17 protein-coding genes are annotated in these 18648 nt (G+C 27.3%); 5 read left to right on the top strand and 12 right to left on the bottom strand.

Going from position 1 to position 18648, the window contains the following annotated elements; genetic code table 11:
* Positions 1–292: 292 nt before the first annotated feature.
* The 6 genes from MBCUR_RS06805 to porC all read right to left on the bottom strand — a co-directional run bounded on the left by MBCUR_RS06805 (position 293) and on the right by porC (position 4245).
* On the bottom strand, positions 293–706 hold the full coding sequence (locus MBCUR_RS06805; protein ID WP_342669790.1) for a 4Fe-4S dicluster domain-containing protein: 414 nt from the start codon (positions 704–706) through the stop codon (positions 293–295).
* 27 nt (positions 707–733) lie between these two features.
* Positions 734–1234 carry a 4Fe-4S dicluster domain-containing protein gene (locus MBCUR_RS06800; RefSeq protein ID WP_067091894.1) on the bottom strand — a complete coding sequence of 167 codons (501 nt, stop codon included), beginning with the start codon at positions 1232–1234 and terminating at the stop codon, positions 734–736.
* Positions 1235–1245: 11 nt separating this feature from the next.
* Entirely contained in the window at positions 1246–2112 is an 867-nt protein-coding gene (porB, locus tag MBCUR_RS06795; protein ID WP_067091892.1) for a pyruvate synthase subunit PorB, read from the bottom strand.
* Between the two features lies 1 nt (position 2113).
* A complete protein-coding gene (porA, locus tag MBCUR_RS06790) occupies positions 2114–3259 on the bottom strand; it encodes a pyruvate synthase subunit PorA (RefSeq protein WP_067091890.1) in 1146 nt (381 codons plus the stop codon).
* 9 nt (positions 3260–3268) lie between these two features.
* Positions 3269–3511: a pyruvate synthase subunit PorD gene (gene porD, locus MBCUR_RS06785; protein WP_067091888.1), complete on the bottom strand. Its 243-nt coding sequence runs from the start codon at positions 3509–3511 to the stop codon at positions 3269–3271.
* Between the two features lie 212 nt (positions 3512–3723).
* The gene (gene porC, locus MBCUR_RS06780) at positions 3724–4245 is read right to left on the bottom strand and encodes a pyruvate synthase subunit PorC (RefSeq protein ID WP_067091886.1); all 522 of its coding nucleotides are present in this window, start codon (positions 4243–4245) and stop codon (positions 3724–3726) included.
* Between the two features lie 587 nt (positions 4246–4832).
* Between porC and MBCUR_RS06775 the strand changes: the two genes are divergently transcribed.
* Both MBCUR_RS06775 and MBCUR_RS06770 read left to right on the top strand, forming a co-directional pair.
* Entirely contained in the window at positions 4833–6455 is a 1623-nt protein-coding gene (locus tag MBCUR_RS06775; protein ID WP_067091885.1) for a dihydropteroate synthase-like protein, read from the top strand.
* Positions 6456–6849: 394 nt separating this feature from the next.
* Complete coding sequence (locus tag MBCUR_RS06770) at positions 6850–7353, top strand: Panacea domain-containing protein (protein ID WP_067091883.1); 504 nt, start codon at positions 6850–6852, stop codon at positions 7351–7353.
* A 196-nt stretch (positions 7354–7549) separates the two neighbouring features.
* Here MBCUR_RS06770 and ileS read toward each other — a convergent pair whose 3' ends face one another.
* The 4 genes from ileS to MBCUR_RS06750 all read right to left on the bottom strand — a co-directional run bounded on the left by ileS (position 7550) and on the right by MBCUR_RS06750 (position 14510).
* On the bottom strand, positions 7550–10864 hold the full coding sequence (ileS, locus tag MBCUR_RS06765) for an isoleucine--tRNA ligase (RefSeq protein WP_067091881.1): 3315 nt from the start codon (positions 10862–10864) through the stop codon (positions 7550–7552).
* A gap of 606 nt (positions 10865–11470) precedes the next feature.
* Entirely contained in the window at positions 11471–12478 is a 1008-nt protein-coding gene (fwdF, locus tag MBCUR_RS06760; protein WP_067091879.1) for a tungsten-dependent formylmethanofuran dehydrogenase subunit FwdF, read from the bottom strand.
* Positions 12479–12545: 67 nt separating this feature from the next.
* Complete coding sequence (locus MBCUR_RS06755; protein ID WP_067091877.1) at positions 12546–12737, bottom strand: 4Fe-4S binding protein; 192 nt, start codon at positions 12735–12737, stop codon at positions 12546–12548.
* A 543-nt stretch (positions 12738–13280) separates the two neighbouring features.
* Positions 13281–14510: a methionine adenosyltransferase gene (locus MBCUR_RS06750; RefSeq protein WP_067091875.1), complete on the bottom strand. Its 1230-nt coding sequence runs from the start codon at positions 14508–14510 to the stop codon at positions 13281–13283.
* Between the two features lie 275 nt (positions 14511–14785).
* Between MBCUR_RS06750 and MBCUR_RS06745 the strand changes: the two genes are divergently transcribed.
* The 3 genes from MBCUR_RS06745 (at position 14786) to MBCUR_RS06735 (ending at position 16228) form a co-directional block, all read left to right on the top strand.
* On the top strand, positions 14786–15139 hold the full coding sequence (locus MBCUR_RS06745) for a DUF192 domain-containing protein (protein WP_067091872.1): 354 nt from the start codon (positions 14786–14788) through the stop codon (positions 15137–15139).
* Between the two features lie 201 nt (positions 15140–15340).
* Entirely contained in the window at positions 15341–15844 is a 504-nt protein-coding gene (locus tag MBCUR_RS06740) for a Panacea domain-containing protein (RefSeq protein ID WP_067091870.1), read from the top strand.
* Positions 15845–15856: 12 nt separating this feature from the next.
* Positions 15857–16228 (top strand): hypothetical protein, encoded by a 372-nt coding sequence (locus MBCUR_RS06735; RefSeq protein ID WP_067091868.1) that lies wholly within the window; start codon positions 15857–15859, stop codon positions 16226–16228.
* Between the two features lie 61 nt (positions 16229–16289).
* Here MBCUR_RS06735 and MBCUR_RS06730 read toward each other — a convergent pair whose 3' ends face one another.
* Positions 16290–16982 carry a dihydromethanopterin reductase (acceptor) gene (locus tag MBCUR_RS06730; protein ID WP_067091866.1) on the bottom strand — a complete coding sequence of 231 codons (693 nt, stop codon included), beginning with the start codon at positions 16980–16982 and terminating at the stop codon, positions 16290–16292.
* A gap of 189 nt (positions 16983–17171) precedes the next feature.
* Positions 17172–18443: a serine hydroxymethyltransferase gene (glyA, locus tag MBCUR_RS06725; protein WP_067091864.1), complete on the bottom strand. Its 1272-nt coding sequence runs from the start codon at positions 18441–18443 to the stop codon at positions 17172–17174.
* Positions 18444–18648: the final 205 nt, after the last annotated feature.

Raw genomic sequence — 18648 nt, 5'->3', positions numbered from 1 at the left:
TAATTCTATTATTTAATTCAATTTTAAAGAATTTATATTATTTTAAATTTAAATTATATGTTTTATAAATATTATTTTTAAAAAATAAAACAATGTAGATATTTATATAAAATTTAAAGATTTTGAATACTAAATATTTTTATTAAATTTTTTAAAAATATTAATTATGATACATTCGCTAATAGTAAAAAATATAAAAATATTGAAAAGATTAAAAGTTTTAAAATAAGAAAAATAGAAAATTAATAATAAAAAATAAAGAATTTTAAATGAATATAAAACTAAAATTCAATTAATCTTCATTTGATGCTTTAAGTTTTAAAAGTTCTTTAATAAACTTAGATTGTTTATTTGAAACTAATTTACTATGATCATCCACTAAAGCTTCAGTTGGACAAGAATCTATACATTGTTGAGACTCTTCATTAATACATAAATCACACTTATTAGCTGTTCCTCTAACTATTTCAATGGCTCCAATGGGACAAACATCTCTACACATTCCACATCCAATACAATCTTCTTCATTGACTACAATAGCTCCACCAAGTTCTTCAATAGCTCCTTCAGGACAAATATTTAAACATGGTGCTTTGTCTGGATTACAATGCATGCAAAATAAAGGAATTCCATTATCAGCATGTATTGCATTTTTAGGACAGTTCCTTTCACATTTCATACAATCTATACAAGATTCTGGATTCAATAATAATTCACTAATAGTAACACATCCTTAGTCCTTATTATTTAAAACTTTTGCAGTTCTAACAGTACTTGTAATCAATCCCAGCAAACCAGTGTCTTTAGTTTTACTTCCACCAGAAAGCTTATTTAGGAATACTTTTTGTTTTTCTGCAATGATTAAGTCAGGATTTGCAACAAAAATTGCTCTTTTAGAACATGCTTTAACACAAGCTGGTCCTTCTTCAGTATTTTTACATAAGTCACACTTATGGGCTTTTTTACTGTGTATAGAAACAGCTCCAAAAGGACAAACCATTACACAGAAACCACAGCCAATGCACTTATCAGCAGTAACTCCATAAATATCCATTGCATCAGTTGGGCAAATTGTTTTACATGGTGCATCTTCACAGTGTTGACAGCTAATTGGGTAATAAGACTCATCTATTTCATGAATAGAAATATGTGAAACTCCATAAAGACCAGAACAGGTTTTTTCACAATCTAAGCAACCATCACACAAATCAGATTGAACAGATAACTTTTCCAATTTGAAACCTCCTAAATGCCAAGTTCTGCAGCTTGTTGATCAATATATTCTTGAATTTTAGCTTTATCTCCATCAGTAAGGTGTTTGAATCTTTTTTGAACATTTAAAAATTCAGTAACAGGTTTACGAGATTGAGGTTTATATGTTAATTTAAACTCACCATTTTCAATTTCATATAATGACCAAAAACCAGTTTCAACAGCTAGTCTTCCAAGTTCTATAGTTTTTGATGGACTATAACCCCAACCAGTAGTACAAGGTTGGTTTAAATGAATATAAGCAGGACCATCAATTTCAGATGCTTTTTTAACCTTTTTCATAAAGTCTTCAGGATAGGATATAGATGCAGTTGCAACGTAAGGAATTCCATGGGCAGCCATGATTAAAGGCATGTTTTTCTTAGGTTTATCTTCTCCAAAACTTTTTTTTCCTGCAGGTGAAGTTGTAGTAGAAGCACCAAATGGTGTAGAACTGCTTCTTTGAATCCCTGTATTCATATAAGCTTCATTATCATAACAAAGATAAATTAAATTGTGTCCTCTCTCCATTGCTCCAGATAATGATTGTAAACCAATATCTGTTGTTCCTCCATCTCCACCAACAGCTATTATGTTAACATCTTCCATTCCTTGTGCTTTCATTGCTCTTTCCACTCCAGAAGCAACAGCTCCTGCATTTTCAAATGCAACATGAATCCAAGGAATTTCCCAGGCAGTTTCAGGATAAGGAGTACTTATAACTTCTAAACAACCTGTAGCAGAAATAGCTATTGTATTTTTGCCTAATGCTTTTAAAGCTAATCTTATTCCAATTGTAGCACCACAACCAGCACATCCACGATGTCCTGGGGCAAACAATTCTTCTTCAGGTAACTCCATTTTAATCCTCCTTTAATCCAATCCATGTAATGTCTTTTACAGGATTTTTAGTTTTTTCAACAATTTCATCCATATCTTTAGGAGTAATATCTCTTCCTCCAAGACCTACAATGAAATTGTAAGCATTAATATCTAATTTAGCTAAAATATCGTTATATAATGCTCCACCAACACCAAGAGAAATATTTTTATCTATAATACCTACCCTTTTAACACCTGAGAGAGCTTCTTTAATTGCTTCAACAGGGAAAGGTCTGTAAGCCCTTATTTTTAAAAGACCAATTTTTTCACCTTTTTCTCTGTATTCATTAACAACTGATCTAAGAGTTGTACAAATTGAACCCATAGCAATCAAAACATATTCAGCATCTTCACATTTGTATGGGTCGATTAAGCCATATTCTCTTCCAAATATCTCTCCAAACTCCTTCCCAACATCAGAAATTACTTTTAAAGAATTATTTAAAGCTTCGTCAATTTCATAACGAGCTTCCATATAATATTCAGGGTCTGCAAGAGTACCTAATGATTTTGGTTCATTAGGATTTAAAAATGAATATTTTGGAACATATTCCCCTACAAATGAGTCAACTTTATCACTTTCAGGAATTTCAGTTGGCTCTACAGTATGTGTTAAATAAAAACCATCTAAGCAAACCATTGTAGGAAGTAAAACATCCTCATTTTCAGCTATTCTATATGCCTGAATAATTGTATCAAGAGATTCCTGTGCATTTTCACAATAAAGTTGAATCCAACCTGCATCTCTTTGAGCAATAGAATCTTGTTGATCATTCCAAATGTTAATTGGAGAAGATATTGCTCTGTTTGCATCAGCCATTACAATTGGAAGTCTCATTCCAGCAGCAGCATACACTATTTCATGCATTAACATAAGCCCTTGAGAAGATGTGGCTGTAAAAACCCTTACACCTGCTCCAGATGCTCCAATAGATGCACTAATAGCACTATGTTCTGATTCAACACGAATATATTCTGCATCTAAATCACCATCTGCAACATATTGAGCTAAGTACTCAGAAATAGTTGTTTGTGGAGTAATTGGATAAACAGGAACAACTTTAGGTTTTGATAATTTAACAGCTTCTGCGACTGCTTGATTTGATGTTATAACTTTAACTACCATATTATTACCTCATTCCCTTATCATTTTAATTGCCTCAACAGGGCATTCTTCTGCACAAATTCCACACCCTTTACAAAAATCGTAATTAATATCGTGTTCTTTATTAATAACACCTTCAGGACAGAACATTATACAATTATCACAATCATTACACTTTTCTTTATCTAAAATGGGTTTAAAAGTCCTCCAACTACCAGTTTTATTTCTACGTGTACTTCCTGGTTCGGAAACTACTCCTCCATTAAATGCCACCTAATCACCTATAATATTTTGTAAAAATTTTTTAATAATAATTAATAATAGTTAATATTTAAGTAATAATAATTAATATTTAAGTAATAATAATTAATATTTAATTAATAATAAATATTTGATTAATAATAAAATATTTAATTAATAATAAATATTTGATTAATAATAATTAATGAAAATAATTTAAATTAACAATACTAAAAATATTTTAATTAAATCTGATCATAAGCTATTTGAGCTGCTTTAGCATTATTTTCAGCCATTTTGCCAGAAAAAGTTTCATTTATAACTTCAATAAGAGAATCTAGACTAATTTGACCACTTTTTTTAGCAAATGAACCTAACATGACAGTATTAACAATATTGACTCCTAAATTTTCCAATGCAATACCTGTTGCATCAATAGTTGAAGAGTTAGGTTTTAAAGATAAATCACTCTTTACAGTATTTATAATAACACTGCCTTCATCTTTTAATCCAGAATAAACATCTACTACATCTAAAAGTCCATCATCAAGTACCATAACATAGTCTGGGTTGTATACTTGGTATCTAGTTTCTATAGGTTTGTCGTCGATTCTAGCAAAAGCCATTACTGGAGCACCTCTTCTTTCCACCCCAAAAAATGGAAAAGCTTGAGAGAACTTGCCGTCTTTAAAAGCCACTTTAGCAGTAATTTCAGCCGCAGTTACTGCACCTTGTCCTCCACGCCCATGAAATCGAATTTCTATCATTTAAACTTTCCTCCATGAAGTTTTAAATAATTATAATAATTTTATAAAAATTTAGTAATTTTATAAAAATAATTTTTTAAAAAAAGTTATTTACATCTGTATAAATCATGACTTTAATAATTTTAAACTAAGATAATATTTAATTAAAATAAATATTTAATTAAAATGCTATAAAAGATAAAAGACTCAAAAAAATTTAAATCAAACTAAATACAAAAAATAATCATTAATAACAATAAATAAATATTATACTATAAACTAAATAATTATATTACAAAGGTTTACTTTAATAAATAAAATCATATTTAATAAATAAGATTATATAATAATTAAAATTTATTAAAATTAAAAGAATAATTTATCATGATTAATAATTATAGTATGATTCTATTCATATATAAATTTTTTTATATATAAAAAAAACTTATGAAAAAAAATAAAAAAATTTTTAAAAAAATAATCATATACATAAAAAAAAAAGAAAAAAATGCGAAAAATGAAAAAAGAAAAAATAGAATTAAAAGTGAAAAATAAAAAAATAGAATTAAAAATAAAAAAATTACAAAAAATAAAAAAAAAGGGATTAAATGAATATTATAGTTGTTACTGGTGAATTGGCATCTCCAACTGCAAAAAAAATAGCTAAAAAATCAAAAGAGAATGTTATAGTTCATGTAGCAGAAACACAAATAGCTGCTTTTTTAACACCTCGAAAAATCATTAAAGAATTAAAGGAAAAGCGAAGAAAAGAGTTAAAAGAAGCAGACATTATTTTAACTCCAGGATTAATGAAAAAGTCAGCTGATGAAATTAAAGAAGAACTTAAAATTCCTACATTTAAAGGTCCTCGTGATGTAGCAGATTTAGGATTTGTAATTGAAATACTAAATAAAATCGAATTATCAACAACAGAAGCAGCTGATAAGCTAATAGAAGAAGAAAAACTTAAAAATGCTTTAAAATTCATTGAAAAATTTGAAAATGATGAAAAAACAATTCAAAAGCTATTAGAAAAACCACATAACATTAAAGTAAGAAATCTTCCTGTAGGGGAAGACTTTCCAATGCGAGTTTTAGGAGAAATAGCCAATGCTCCACTTTTAAGTGAAGAAGAATTAATTTGGAAATGCAATTATTTTCTAGATAATGGAGCAGACATGATTGACATTGGAATGGTTGCTGGAGAAGACTATTCTCATAAAATACCAGAATTAATATCAATACTTAGAAAAGAAATTGGTGATAAGCCATTGAGCATTGATACACTTAGTCCAAATGAGATAAAAATAGCCATTGAAAATAATATAGATTTAGTTTTAAGTTTAGACCTTGGGAATTGTGATGAACTTATTCCTCTTTTAAAGAATAAGAACATTCCTGCAGTATTACTTCCAACAGACTTTAAAAAAAATATAGTTCCTCATACACCAGATGAAAGAATAAGTACAATGGAAAAACTAATGGAAAAGGCAAAATCTATAGAGTTCTTTGGAGATTTGATTTTAGACCCAGTTAACAGCATAAGTATTGTTGATTCAATAATAGCTTGTAAGAAATTTAAAGAAACACACCCATACCCATTATTTTTTGGAGTTGGAAATGTTAGTGAGTTATTAGATGCAGATTCTACGGGATTAAATGCATTAATAAGTGGAATAGCTATGGAATTAAGAGCAAGTGTTCTATTCACCCCAGATGAAAGTGGAAAATGTTGGAATAGTGTTTATGAATTAGCTATTGCCTCAAAAATGATGTTTTTAGCAAAACACAGAGGATCAATAGCTAAAGATTTAGGTATTAATTTAATTACTTTTAAAGACAGAAAAAAACACCAATATGAAGAAATTAAAGTAGAAATTGAGGAATCAGAAAAACTAAGCCAAAAAATTCCAACAACCATAGCAAATAAAGAGCCTAAATTTGTAATGGATAAGAAAGGAAGCTTTAAAATAAAAGTAGAACATGGCACAAGATATGATAAAAGTAAAATTGTTGTAACTCACTATAAAAAAGGAAACCCAACTTTAATTATAGAAGGACACTCAGCAAGTAAAATCTACAACGAAATATTAAAAAAAGAATTAATATCTAGATTTGAACATGGAGCATACTTAGGAAGTGAACTTCAAAAAGCAGAAATAGCTATGATACAAAGTAAAGAGTATATTCAAGACTTTGAATTATTTAAAAAGCCATTTATTTTAGAATGAAAATAAAAAATTAAACCTATTATAATTTTTGACGAAATTTTCACAATCGAAGACGTCCCATGATCAATTTCATGAAAAAAATTAATCTATTTAAAATTGATTCACTCAACAAATCACTATTTAAATATAAATTAATAATTTATTAATTATTATTTTACTAAATAAAATTCTAATTAATATTCATGCCAAATTTAGTCAATTTAAAACCAATTTTAAATTATCTAAAATTTAAAAATTTTGAATTATGGGACATCCTCAACCAATAGAAAAAAATAAATAATTTAAAATTAATAAAATATTACTTATAAAATAAAATGTTTTATTTTTTAAATAGCTTTTGATCAAACTTTTTCTAAAAGTTTGTTTCAATCACAAAAAAATGAGGGTTGAAATAATGGAAATAATTTTAAACAAAGAGAAAATGAAAGAAATGGTTCATTACATTATTACAGAATGTGAAAACAAAAAAAACTTTGGAAAAGCAGTTTTATTTAAATTACTTTACTTTGCTGATTTTGATTATTTTGAATTAAATGAAAAATCTATTAGTGGAGAAACATATCAAAAGTTTGATTATGGACCATTTCCAAAACATTTTGATGAAGTTAAGGAAGAGTTGATTAATGAAAATAAGATTAAAGAAAATAAAATAAATTTATTTAAAAACTCTGAAAACTTTATTTATAAATATAAATCTATCAAAACCCCTTCTTTTAAATATTTATCAAAAGATGAAATTGAAAGAATCAATATAACCATATTTAAATTATCAAACATGAAAGGTGGTGAAATTAGAGATTATTCTCACGAAGATATGCCATGGAGAGCTTCAAAGAAAAATCAAGATATTAACTACAAGTTAGTTTTTTATAGAGACGATCCATACTCTGTAAGGTAAAAAAATGTCAACATACAGATTTGAATATCATAGTTCCTTTATAAACCATACCTTCCATCATCATCCCTTTTTATCACTTAAAAAATAAGGAAAATGAAGCATAAATAAAATGAGTAAGAAATAAAAAATAAAGTTATAAAAGAATATAATTATATAATTTATAAAAAATTAAGTAAATTATGAATGCTTTAAAAAATCAATTTAAAATAGCGATTGTTAATTCTTCATCTTCAATTTTCCATTCTTTTTTAAGTAAAATTTTATTATTCAAAACAGAAGAAATATCTTTAAATTCAATTGAATTAGCCCTTACTTCACTGGAGATTATGTCAATTTGACTTTCTACAGTTTCGTCAAATTTATCACTTGATTGAACAAGAACATCTATATGGGCTTCAACATCTAAATCTAAGTCTTTTCTCATATCTTGAATACGTCTTATTATTTCACGAACCATAGCTTCAGAGTATATTTCACCAGTGACTTCAGTATTTATAAAAACATTGCCACCTTCAAAATCACTGCTAACTACATCTTCAGGTAGTTCTGATTCAAAAATAATCTCCTCATGATTTAATTCTATAGTTTTTTCATCGTTAATTGTAATATTTTCATCTTCAATGATTATTTTACCATTTTTATCTAATTCTTCTTTTATTCTAGACCCATCATTGGATGTAAGATAAGTTTTAACGATTTTAACATCTTGTCTTAATTTTTTACCTAATAGCTTCATGTTAGGTTCTGCATTAAAACTTAAATTAGGGTATTCTTTTAAAGTGACTACATTTTTTGTGTTGGATTGATCTTTGATTACATCCACAAGAGAGTTAACTGCATTTAAAATATTTTCATCTTGAGAAACTATTGTAATTTCCTTAACTGGCCATCGCAGCTTATACCTTGCAACATCTCTTCCTCTTGCAGCAGCTTCTATAACATGCCTAACAACATCCATGTTAGACTCTAAGTTCTCATCAATAGCTTCATCATCATACTTCCAATCTTCCATGTGAACAGATATTGAAGAATCAGATTTAACACCTAAACACAAGTTTTGATAGATTTCTTCAGCCAAATGAGGAGTTATAGGTGCCATTGCTTTAATCAGTAAATCTAAAGCGGTGTAAAGACTGAAATAAGCTCCAAGTTTATCTGGATCATCAGTTTCTTTCCAAGTTCTTCCACGGATTAATCTAACATACCAACGGCTTAAATCATCTAAAATAAATTTATTTATTCTTCTTGTTGCTTTATGGAAATATAAATCATTTAAATCTTTACCAACATGTTTAACAAGTAAATTTGCACGAGATATAATCCATCTATCCTCATCTCTAAGACTTATCTTATCTTCACTACATATATCTGGATTGAAATTATCTAATGCCATGTAAGTTGTTGAAAATACATATACATTCCAAAGAATTGAAAACATTTTATTGATGTTATTAAGCTCATCCCAGACAAATTTCAAATCATCCCAAGGTTTTGAAGCCCATAAAATATAAAATCTTAAAACATCAGCACCAACTTTCTCAATTACTTCTTCAGGTGATACAACATTTCCTAAAGATTTACTCATTTTCTTTCCATCTTCATCTAATACAAAACCATGCATTAAGACTTTTTTATATGGAACTCTATCCATAGAGACTACCCCAGCACCAAGCTGAGAGTAGAACCATCCTCTTGTTTGATCATGACCTTCTGTAATAAAATCATAAGGATACCACTGATTAAAAGCATCTTTTTCTTTAGGATAATATTTAGATGCCCAACCAGCAACTCCAGAGTCAATCCATACATCCAATACATCTGGAACACGACTCATAACCCCATTACATCCTGTTTTATGACATTTAATCTTTATATCATCAACTGCAGGTCTATGTAATAGCTCTTCATCTTTAACTTTAATTTTATCTATTGAATTTTCTTTTAACTCATCAACAGATCCAACAACTTTAATTTCACCACAATCTGGGCATTCCCAAACAGAAATAGGAATACCCCAATATCTTTGCCTTGAAATAGTCCAATCTCGAGCATTTTCTACCCAATCTCTAAATCTACTTTGACCTGCCCACTCTGGTATCCATTCTACATTATCAAGCTGGGATAACATTTTATCCTTGATTTCAGTAATTTTTAAAAACCATTGTTCAGTTGCAAGATAAATAATAGGGGTTTTACATCTCCAACAATGTCCAAACCTATGTTCTATAGTTGTTTGTTTAAATAAAACTTTTTTTTCTTCTAAATCATCCAGTATAGTATTATCAGCATCTTTAATAAACTGACCAGTATATTTTCCACCATCTTCACTATATTTACCAGCTATTGTAATAGGAGAAAATATTGGTAGGCTATATTTTTGACCCATTTCAAAATCATCAGGTCCATGACCTGGTGCAGTATGAACAAGACCAGTTCCTTCACTTAATTCAACATGATTTCCAGGTAGAAGTTTAAATAAATAGCTATTTTTATCTTTATCTTTAATTGATTTAAACTCTCTTTGTTTAGGAATTTCATCTAAAAGAGGAGGAATATATGACAATCCTTCAAGATAATCTCCAGAAACAGTTTTAATTATTTCATACTCTTTGTCTTCGAATATCTCTTCAATCAAAGACTCTGCTAAAATTAAGACTTCTCCTTCGAATTTTACAAGTGAATAGATAAATTTAGGATTAAAGCTAATGGCTAAGTTAGCTGGGAGAGTCCATGGAGTTGTAGTCCAAACTAAAAAATAAATATCCTCACCTATGCCATTGAAAGCATTATTATTATTACTATTACTATTATTGTTATTATTATTGTTATTGTTATTATTACTGCTACTATTGCCCCCATAAGAGTTTTCTTTATCTAAGGGAAATTTAACATAAATAGAAGGATCTATTTCATTACTGTAGTCAATTTCAGCAGCTGCAAGAGCGGTTTCACATCTTGGACATGCACTAACCACTCTAAGGTCTTTTACAAGCAAATTTTTCTGGGAGGCTTTTTTAAGTGTCCACCAAGCAGATTCTATGTATTTTGGATCTATTGTAATATACGGTTTATTCCAATCCATCCAAACTCCAAGGGATTCAAATTGAGCAGTCATTGCATCTTTGTTTTTAATGGCAAATTCCTTACATTTATCCACAAAATTAGCTATTCCATATTCCTCTTCAATTTCTTGTTTATTTGAAATATTTAATAGCTGTTCAACCTTATGCTCAATAGGAAGTCCATGGGCATCCCATCCTGGCTGTCTTTTAATGTTGAAGCCATTCATAGATTTGTATCTAAGATGAGTATCTTTGATAATCTTATTCCAAGCCGTTCCTAAATGAATTACACCACTACAATAAGGAGGACCATCTAAAAAAGAATATTGTGGACCATTGCCCCTAAGTTTTTTGGTATTTAAGTATATTTCATTTTTTTTCCAAAAATCTTGGATCTTTTTTTCTAATTCTTTGTGGTTGACACTTTTATTTGCCTCTTGAATAGACATGATAAATCTCCTTTTAAATCATAAATCGTGAAAATAATATTATAGAAAAATATTATAGAAAACAATAAAAAGAATAATATCAGAAAATTAATTATATTTGGTAAATAATCATTTAAATATTATGAGACTATTTAAAAAAAATAAAAATTAATAGTTACAATATTTTAACAATTAATAAGATAAAAATATTGATATTAATTATTTATCTTCTAAAATAAAACTAATAAAAATAATTATATCATTAAAATTAAGGATTTTCAAACTAATTTGATTAAATATATATTTAAATTATAATCCAATCAAGATGAAAAAACTTGTCAATTTACTTTTTAATATTGGTTTCAAAAATAATTATATCATTAAATCAAAAATAATTATATCATTAAAATATTAACAAAATAATTAATAATATATAAATATATTTTTTATACTTTAAAAATTTTTTTAAAAAAAAAGTATTTAAATTGTCTTAGGTTAAAAAGATTATAAAAAAAGATTATAAAAAAAAGAATATAAAAAAATAAAAATGAAAATTGGAAAAAGGTAAAAATAAAAATAAAAAAAAGAATAAAAAAAGAATAAAATAAAAAGAATAAAAAAAATAATTTAATCTGATAAAGTACCTAAAATGCTTTGCCAGGATTTAGATTTGATATTTTCTAAATTAATAGTACTACGTTTAATATCAATGATTTTTTGCGGGCAAACTCCTTTACATGCACCGCATAATGTACAAACATCTTTATTTACCACTGAATGTCCATCTTCTATTGTTACAGCATTACAAGGACAAACATCTTGGCAGGCATGACAGGAATCACCTTTACAAAAATGTTCTTCATTTTCAACAAAGTTCAGTTCTCCATCAAATGGCTTTTTAGTTTTAATTGCACCTGTTGGACAAATATTGTCACACCATCCACAGTTAATACAAACATCATCTTCTAAGATAACATTACCTGTAATTTCAACTTTTGGAATATCATCTTGGTTCATACATGTAGTACATATAATTCTTATTGCATCTTCAGGGCATGCTTTTTGACAAACCTTACAATAAACACATTTATCTAAATCAACATTTATTGATGAAGTTTCATATCTATCAGAACTAGTATTAGATCTAGTTGAAATGGAAATAGCTTCAGCAGGACACATTTCTGTGCAAATTGAACAATTTATACATTTATCTGAATCAGTTCGGATTTCACCAATAACCAAATCCTTTCTATTAGGTAGAGTTCTATTTACAAAAATTGCATCCCTTGGACAGTATATCTCACATTTACCACAGTAAATACATTCATTAGAATCAATAGATGTTCCTATATCCCATTTAGGGTAATATTTACTGTCTTTGATATTTTCCCCATTAATTTTCAAATCAATAGCTGAAAAAGGACAAGCAGAAGAACATAAACCACATAAAACACAGTTATTATGATTAATGTTCAATAAATCCATATCAACAATACCACGAGCTATTGGAAGAACAGGACCAAGCCTTAAAGATGATGTAGGGCATACTCCCACACAAATTCCACATCCAACACATGTATCCTTTTTATAATCCAATTCTCTTAACTCTTTACCATCTCTAGAAACAGCAGCCATAAAAATCACTTTAAATAGTTTATAATTGTGAATAAACTTAAATTTAGTTAAAACTACTTGTGATTATTTAGGACTTGGATATTGCTTGATTGGGGCAGTTCATAAGACATAAGTCACAGTCATTGCAATTTTCATCAATAACTTTTACATCATTATCTTCTTCAATCAAAGCTTTTTGATCACAAAGTTGAATACATAACCCTTGTCCAGGGCAGTTACTAATATGTCCACACTTATCTAAATCAATAATTACAGTCATTCTACACACACCTTATTAATATATATTATAAATAATTAAATTATAAATAATTAAATAAAAAACCTCAAAAAAAACCTTTAAAAAGCTTAAACCTTAAAAAACTTATAAAAAAGCCTTAAAAAAATTTAAAATTATATTTTATATGAATTAAATATCTTATTAATAAAACCTATAAAAAAATAAAATAAATTATCCACCTAAAATAGAATTATATATATTAATTTATTGAAATGAATATATAAACATATCGATTTTATTCAAAAAGTAAAAAAAGTAAAAGCTAATAAAAAACAGCTAAAATAAAAAAAAACTTAAAATAAACATTAGTTATCATAAAAAGTATAATTTAAATATTATTTATCATTATACAAGTTATAATAATTATATTTAAATAAAATAAAAGAATTTAAAAGTTAAAAAAACATTAAATAAAATAAAAATATTTAAAGTAAAAAAAAGTATAAAAATAAAAAAAAGAAAATAAAAATAAAATAAAAATAAAAAAATATTTAAAAAATTCTAAATTGAATTAATAAATAAAAATTAGAAAGTTCTTGCTTTTCCTGAAATTACTTTATCTAAAATAATATTGTTGTTTAAGTCATCTAACCATGAATCAATGGCACTTTCAACCTTTTTACTTACTTCATCAAATTTATATCCGTCTTCAACAATAATTTGAGAACTAGCAGCTATTGGGTTATCAATAGGTTGACCAATTTGACTTAAAATCATCATGTTGATTTGTTTAACTCCATCAACATTTTTAGCTACATCATGAGCTATTTCATAAGATAAAATATTGTAAATTTTACCAACATGATTAATAGGATTTTTACCAGAGGTTGCTTCCATAGACATTGGTCTATTTGGAGTAATTAAACCATTAGCACGATTTCCACGTCCAACAGAACCATCATCTCCCATTTCAGCAGAGGTTCCAGTTACTGTAAGGTAGTATCCTGACTCATCTTTACTAGTATCCTCATCAGCAGTATTAACATAAACTTCAAGTTCTCTATCACTTTCTTTAGTTGCAAGGTCAGATACTTCATTTAAAACAGCCTGTCTAACTTCTTTATACTCTGCAATATCAGCAATATGTTGAGATACAAAAGCTGCTCCAACGGTTAAGGTGATTTTATCCTTGTTTCTTAAACCCATTACTTTAATATCTTCTCCAACGCCAGGATATCTCTTTTTAAATGCTCTTGAATTCAATAACTCTTCTGTTTTTAATACAATATTTTCAGTTTCTGAGTATGGAGCATAACTTACACCAAAAGAAGTATCATTAGATTTAGGAATTACATTGGTTTTTCTTTCATCTCTATCAAAAACATCTACAAGGTCTCCAGAACCATGTCCAATCTTACATTCAACAACAGCATCAGTTTCAGGGTTTAAATTGATTATATTCTCTTTTAAAAAGTTTTTAGCCGCTTCAATAGCTACAACATCTAAAGGAAGTTTTTTGCCTTCATATTCTGCAGTTCCTCTACCTGTTAAAAGGAAATCAATAGGTTTAATAACACTTCCACCACCAAACTTAGGATTTGACTCTCCTGCTGTAATTTGAACCTCATCTGTGTTGTGATGAAGAACAAACCCAAATTCATCAATGTATAAGTTGCATAAAGCACGGCTTACAGATTCAGCTATTCCATCACTAATGCTATCTGGATGACCTATACCTTTTCTTTCTACAATTTCAATTTCCAAATCTTCAATTGGTGTTTGATTAAGTTCTTTTACAATAATATTTTTTACCATAATAATTTCTCACAATATATTTTAGTTAAATACTTATTTTTACACAAGCATAAATAGTTTTAATAAATATAAGTAGTTTAATAAAGTTTATAATGAACTTCTTTAATTTCTTGAAATATTACTAAATTATTTATATTGAACATTATTAATAAATGTTTCCATTGAATAAATAGTTTTATGTAAAATTAAATAAATAGTTTTATATAAAAATTTAGGCTCTTAAAAAGCACATAATAGAAAAATTTAAAAAAAGTTAAAATAGTCAATATTAATATATGAAAACCTTAACTAATAAAACAAAAAACAAGACACTAGGAAATGTAAAATGTGCCAATAGCTTTTTAAAACGTTTCAAAGGATTAATGTTTAAGAGTAAAATTGAAAATGGCATAGTATTAAAAATTCCCAAAAGTAAATACAAAAATCGTTCATCAATTCATATGTTTTTTATGAAACAGCCATTGGATATAATTTTCTTAGATAAAAACAAAAAAGTATTTGAAATGACAAGTTTAAAGCCTTGGCAAACTTACACTCCAAAAAAACCTGCAAGATTTATAATAGAATTAAAAAAAGACACAATAAAAGAAAACAATATAAATTTAAATGATAAAATAGATTTTAAATGATAAAATAAATTTAAGTAATAAATAGATTTAAATGATAAAATAGATTTAAATGAAATAAATTTATAAGTATTTTAACTAAAGATGTATATCTAAAAAGGATATTTATTTATATAAAGCAAGCTCTAAATTAGTTTCCAATTATGATAATAGAAAAAAGAAAAATTTATTAAATAGTTCAACATATTAATAATAGGTGAAAACATGTTTAATAATGAAAAAATGAAAGAACTTGTTTCGTATATAATATCAAAATGTGATTATAAAAACAGCTTTGGAAAAACAGTTTTATATAAACTATTGTATTTTTCTGATTTTAATTTTTATGAGATATATGAAAAATCTATTACAGATGAAACTTATATCAGAAGAGACAAAGGACCTATTCCAAAACATTTTGAAATAATTAAAGAGGAATTAGTCAATGAGGGAAAAATAAAAGAAGAAAAAGAATTTGTCATTAATTATCCAAAATACAAATATCTCTCTCTAAAAATTCCTGAAATTAAGCTATTAAGTGAAGAAGAACTTGAAGTGACAAATACAGTCCTTGAAAAATTGTCTAAAATGAATGCCACTACAATAAGTGATTATTCTCATGGAGACATGCCTTGGAGGGCAACAAAAAACAAAGAAAAAATAGACTATGAATTTGTATTTTATAGAGATGATGAATACTCTGTAAGAGAATACGAAAAGGAAACATGAAAAGGAAACAAGATGCTTAAATACAGATTTGAATGTAGTAATAAATTTAAAAATGAATTTAACAAGCTAGTTAAAAAGTGTCCGTCACTAAAAGACGATTTTGATTTGTTAAAAGAAGCTATGGCTGTTGATTTAAATTACAATAAGCAAAAATTTCCCCAATCAAAATATGAACAAATTGCAGGTTTAGGAAAAAATGTAACACTGCCAGCATTTATTGTAAAGAAATTTCGGTGTAAAGCGATTAAAAAAGGAAATAGATCAGGTTTTAGATTTACATTTGTTTTTCATAGAGAAGAATTGTTAATTTATTTTGTAGAAGCTTACTTTAAATCTAAAAAAGAAATGGAAGATAAAAATAGAATAATTGAACTGTTTAAATAGATTAATAAAAAAATTTAATTAAAGAATCTTATTAAAGAATCTAATTAAAAATATTTAGGACTCAAATAAATTCTTTTAATTCATTAGGATTTTTTAAAACATGAATGTCTTCCATACCCATTAATTTTTCAGTATTTTCTATATCAATAGCTCTCATGTGAATTGTAATAATTTTTCCCTCTGAAATTGCACTAAATGGACAGGAATTTTTACAGTTTCCACATCCTATACATTTAAGCAAATCAATTTCAGTTTTTGGAATAATAGCTCTATTAGGGCATAGTTCTGCTGCTTCACATATCTCACAGTCCTCACATTTATCAAGTTCAAGCTTAGAAGGTAAAACAGTCTCAACATCTCCAGGTTCTAAATCAACAGGAACAATTAAGGTTTTTACTCCCCCTTTTCCAGCTTGAGCAACACAGTTTGTGACTAATGAATCAGCAATCCCATGAATAATCTTTCCAACGGTGTTTGAAGTTGTAGGAGAAACAATTAAAAGATCATACTTGCCCAGAGAAAGTCTTCCTGTAATTGGATAACTAAAACTTTGTTCACTGTCTAAAGCAAGTTCTTTGTAGTATCCTCCTGTGATTTTAGATACAGATTCAAAAAGCCCATACATTTTTAGAACTTCTTCACCTGCATTGGAAAGGAAAACAGTTACTTCATATTTTTTAGCTAATCCAATAAGAATTTCAACACTTTCTTTTAAAAAATGACCTGCTCCAGTAATTGCCCATCCTATTCTCATTTTATCCTCTATCGTTTTTTAAGAATCATTTCCCAACCAAAGAAATAAAATTTAAAAAATAATTAAAATAAAGTAAATTAAAGAAAAATAAAAAAATGTTAAAATAAATAATTAAAATAATAATTAAAATAAAATAAATTAAAAAAAAATGTTAAAATAAAGTAAATTAAAGAAAAATAAAAAATTTAATTAAATATTAATGTATTTATATGCATCACCGTCAGAGAAAGCATAATGAACATTAGAATATTGATTCATGAACTCAGTGACATCATCAGTGACATTTTTATTGTCAATAGCTACTTGTTTAATGAAATTAGCAACTTCTTTCATTTCTGATTCTTTCATTCCTCTTCTTGTAATTTCTTGAGTTCCTAATCTAATACCTGATGGCTTATCACTATGATTTACATCATCATAAGGCAATAAGTTCTTATTAAGAATAATATTATTTGATTCAAAAGTTTTAGCTAAAACAGATGCATCTCCAATATCTGATATATCAAAAACTACTTGATGAGACTCTGTAAATCCTAAATCTTCAGCTAAGACATTAAATCCAAGAGCATGTAACTCCTCGGCCAATACTTTAGCATTCTTAATTGTTTGACTAGCATAATCATGACCAAATTCTAACATTTCAGCAGTAGCTATTCCTAAACCTAAAACATGATGTAAGTGATGATTACTAACAACACCAGGGAAAACTGCATCGTTAAGAGCTTTTTCATACTCTAAGTTATCAGAAAGAATTATTCCTCCTTGAGTTCCTGGGAAAGTCTTATGAGTACTACCTACAAGAGCATCAGCCCCTTCTTTTAAAGGATCTTGGAATGTTTTACCCGCTATTAAACCTAAAACATGAGCTCCATCATACATGACCTTTGCACCAACCTCATCGGCAGCTTCCTTTGCTTCTTTAACTGGATGAGGGAATAAAAATAGACTGCCACCTAAAAGAACAATGTTTGGTTTTTCTTCTCGTATCAATTTAATCATTGCATCGGTGTCAATGTTCATTGTATTAAAATCAAAAGGATGTTTTTTTACATTAAGCCCATGAATACCTGCAGCACTGACTTTAGAATGGCTTATGTGCCCACCTTTTGGAACTTCTAAAGCTATTAAAGAATCACCAGGCTTAGAAAAAGCAAAAAATCCTGCTAAATTAGCTACAACACCAGAAGTAGGTTGAACATTAGCATATTTAGCATTATAAACCTCTTTTGAAAGATTAATTGTTATTTTTTCCATTTCATCAATATATCTACACCCTTCATAAAGGCGTTGTCCAACTAATCCTTCTGCATACCTATGGGAGAAATCAGAAGAAAGAGCTTCTTTAACAGCTGAGCTTGTAATATTTTCACTGGCTATTAAATTAATACTATTTTCCATCCATTGAGATTGATTTTTAGATATTTCTTTAAGTTGACTTACATAATCTTGATATTTAGACATTCTTTCTCTCCAAGAACCTTTAGTTTCATAAAAATTCTTTAAAAATATGAAAAATGATTAAAAAAACTTAGAATAATTAGAATAATTAAAATAAATTTAGTTTATTAATAATAATAAAATAATAATGATAAAGCAATAAAATATTGATTTTAATTTAAAAATAAAATAATTTAATGGAAATTTTTATAAATGAGTATTCATATTC

The organism is Methanobrevibacter curvatus (assembly GCF_001639295.1).
Classification (GTDB): Archaea; Methanobacteriota; Methanobacteria; order Methanobacteriales; family Methanobacteriaceae; genus Methanoflexus; species Methanoflexus curvatus.
This window is presented reverse-complemented; position numbering and strand designations above follow the sequence as displayed.

Bases quoted from the DNA above. Each gene is read 5' to 3' on its own strand.
- porB (WP_067091892.1), bottom strand. From the start codon at position 2,112: ATGGAGTTACCTGAAGAAGAATTGTTTGCCCCAGGACATCGTGGATGT.
- porA (WP_067091890.1), bottom strand. From the start codon at position 3,259: ATGGTAGTTAAAGTTATAACATCAAATCAAGCAGTCGCAGAAGCTGTT.
- porC (WP_067091886.1), bottom strand. From the start codon at position 4,245: ATGATAGAAATTCGATTTCATGGGCGTGGAGGACAAGGTGCAGTAACT.
- MBCUR_RS06775 (WP_067091885.1), top strand. From the start codon at position 4,833: ATGAATATTATAGTTGTTACTGGTGAATTGGCATCTCCAACTGCAAAA.
- MBCUR_RS06770 (WP_067091883.1), top strand. From the start codon at position 6,850: ATGGAAATAATTTTAAACAAAGAGAAAATGAAAGAAATGGTTCATTAC.
- ileS (WP_067091881.1), bottom strand. From the start codon at position 10,864: ATGTCTATTCAAGAGGCAAATAAAAGTGTCAACCACAAAGAATTAGAA.
- fwdF (WP_067091879.1), bottom strand. From the start codon at position 12,478: ATGGCTGCTGTTTCTAGAGATGGTAAAGAGTTAAGAGAATTGGATTAT.
- MBCUR_RS06755 (WP_067091877.1), bottom strand. From the start codon at position 12,737: ATGACTGTAATTATTGATTTAGATAAGTGTGGACATATTAGTAACTGC.
- MBCUR_RS06750 (WP_067091875.1), bottom strand. From the start codon at position 14,510: ATGGTAAAAAATATTATTGTAAAAGAACTTAATCAAACACCAATTGAA.
- MBCUR_RS06745 (WP_067091872.1), top strand. From the start codon at position 14,786: ATGAAAACCTTAACTAATAAAACAAAAAACAAGACACTAGGAAATGTA.
- MBCUR_RS06740 (WP_067091870.1), top strand. From the start codon at position 15,341: ATGTTTAATAATGAAAAAATGAAAGAACTTGTTTCGTATATAATATCA.
- MBCUR_RS06735 (WP_067091868.1), top strand. From the start codon at position 15,857: ATGCTTAAATACAGATTTGAATGTAGTAATAAATTTAAAAATGAATTT.
- MBCUR_RS06730 (WP_067091866.1), bottom strand. From the start codon at position 16,982: ATGAGAATAGGATGGGCAATTACTGGAGCAGGTCATTTTTTAAAAGAA.
- glyA (WP_067091864.1), bottom strand. From the start codon at position 18,443: ATGTCTAAATATCAAGATTATGTAAGTCAACTTAAAGAAATATCTAAA.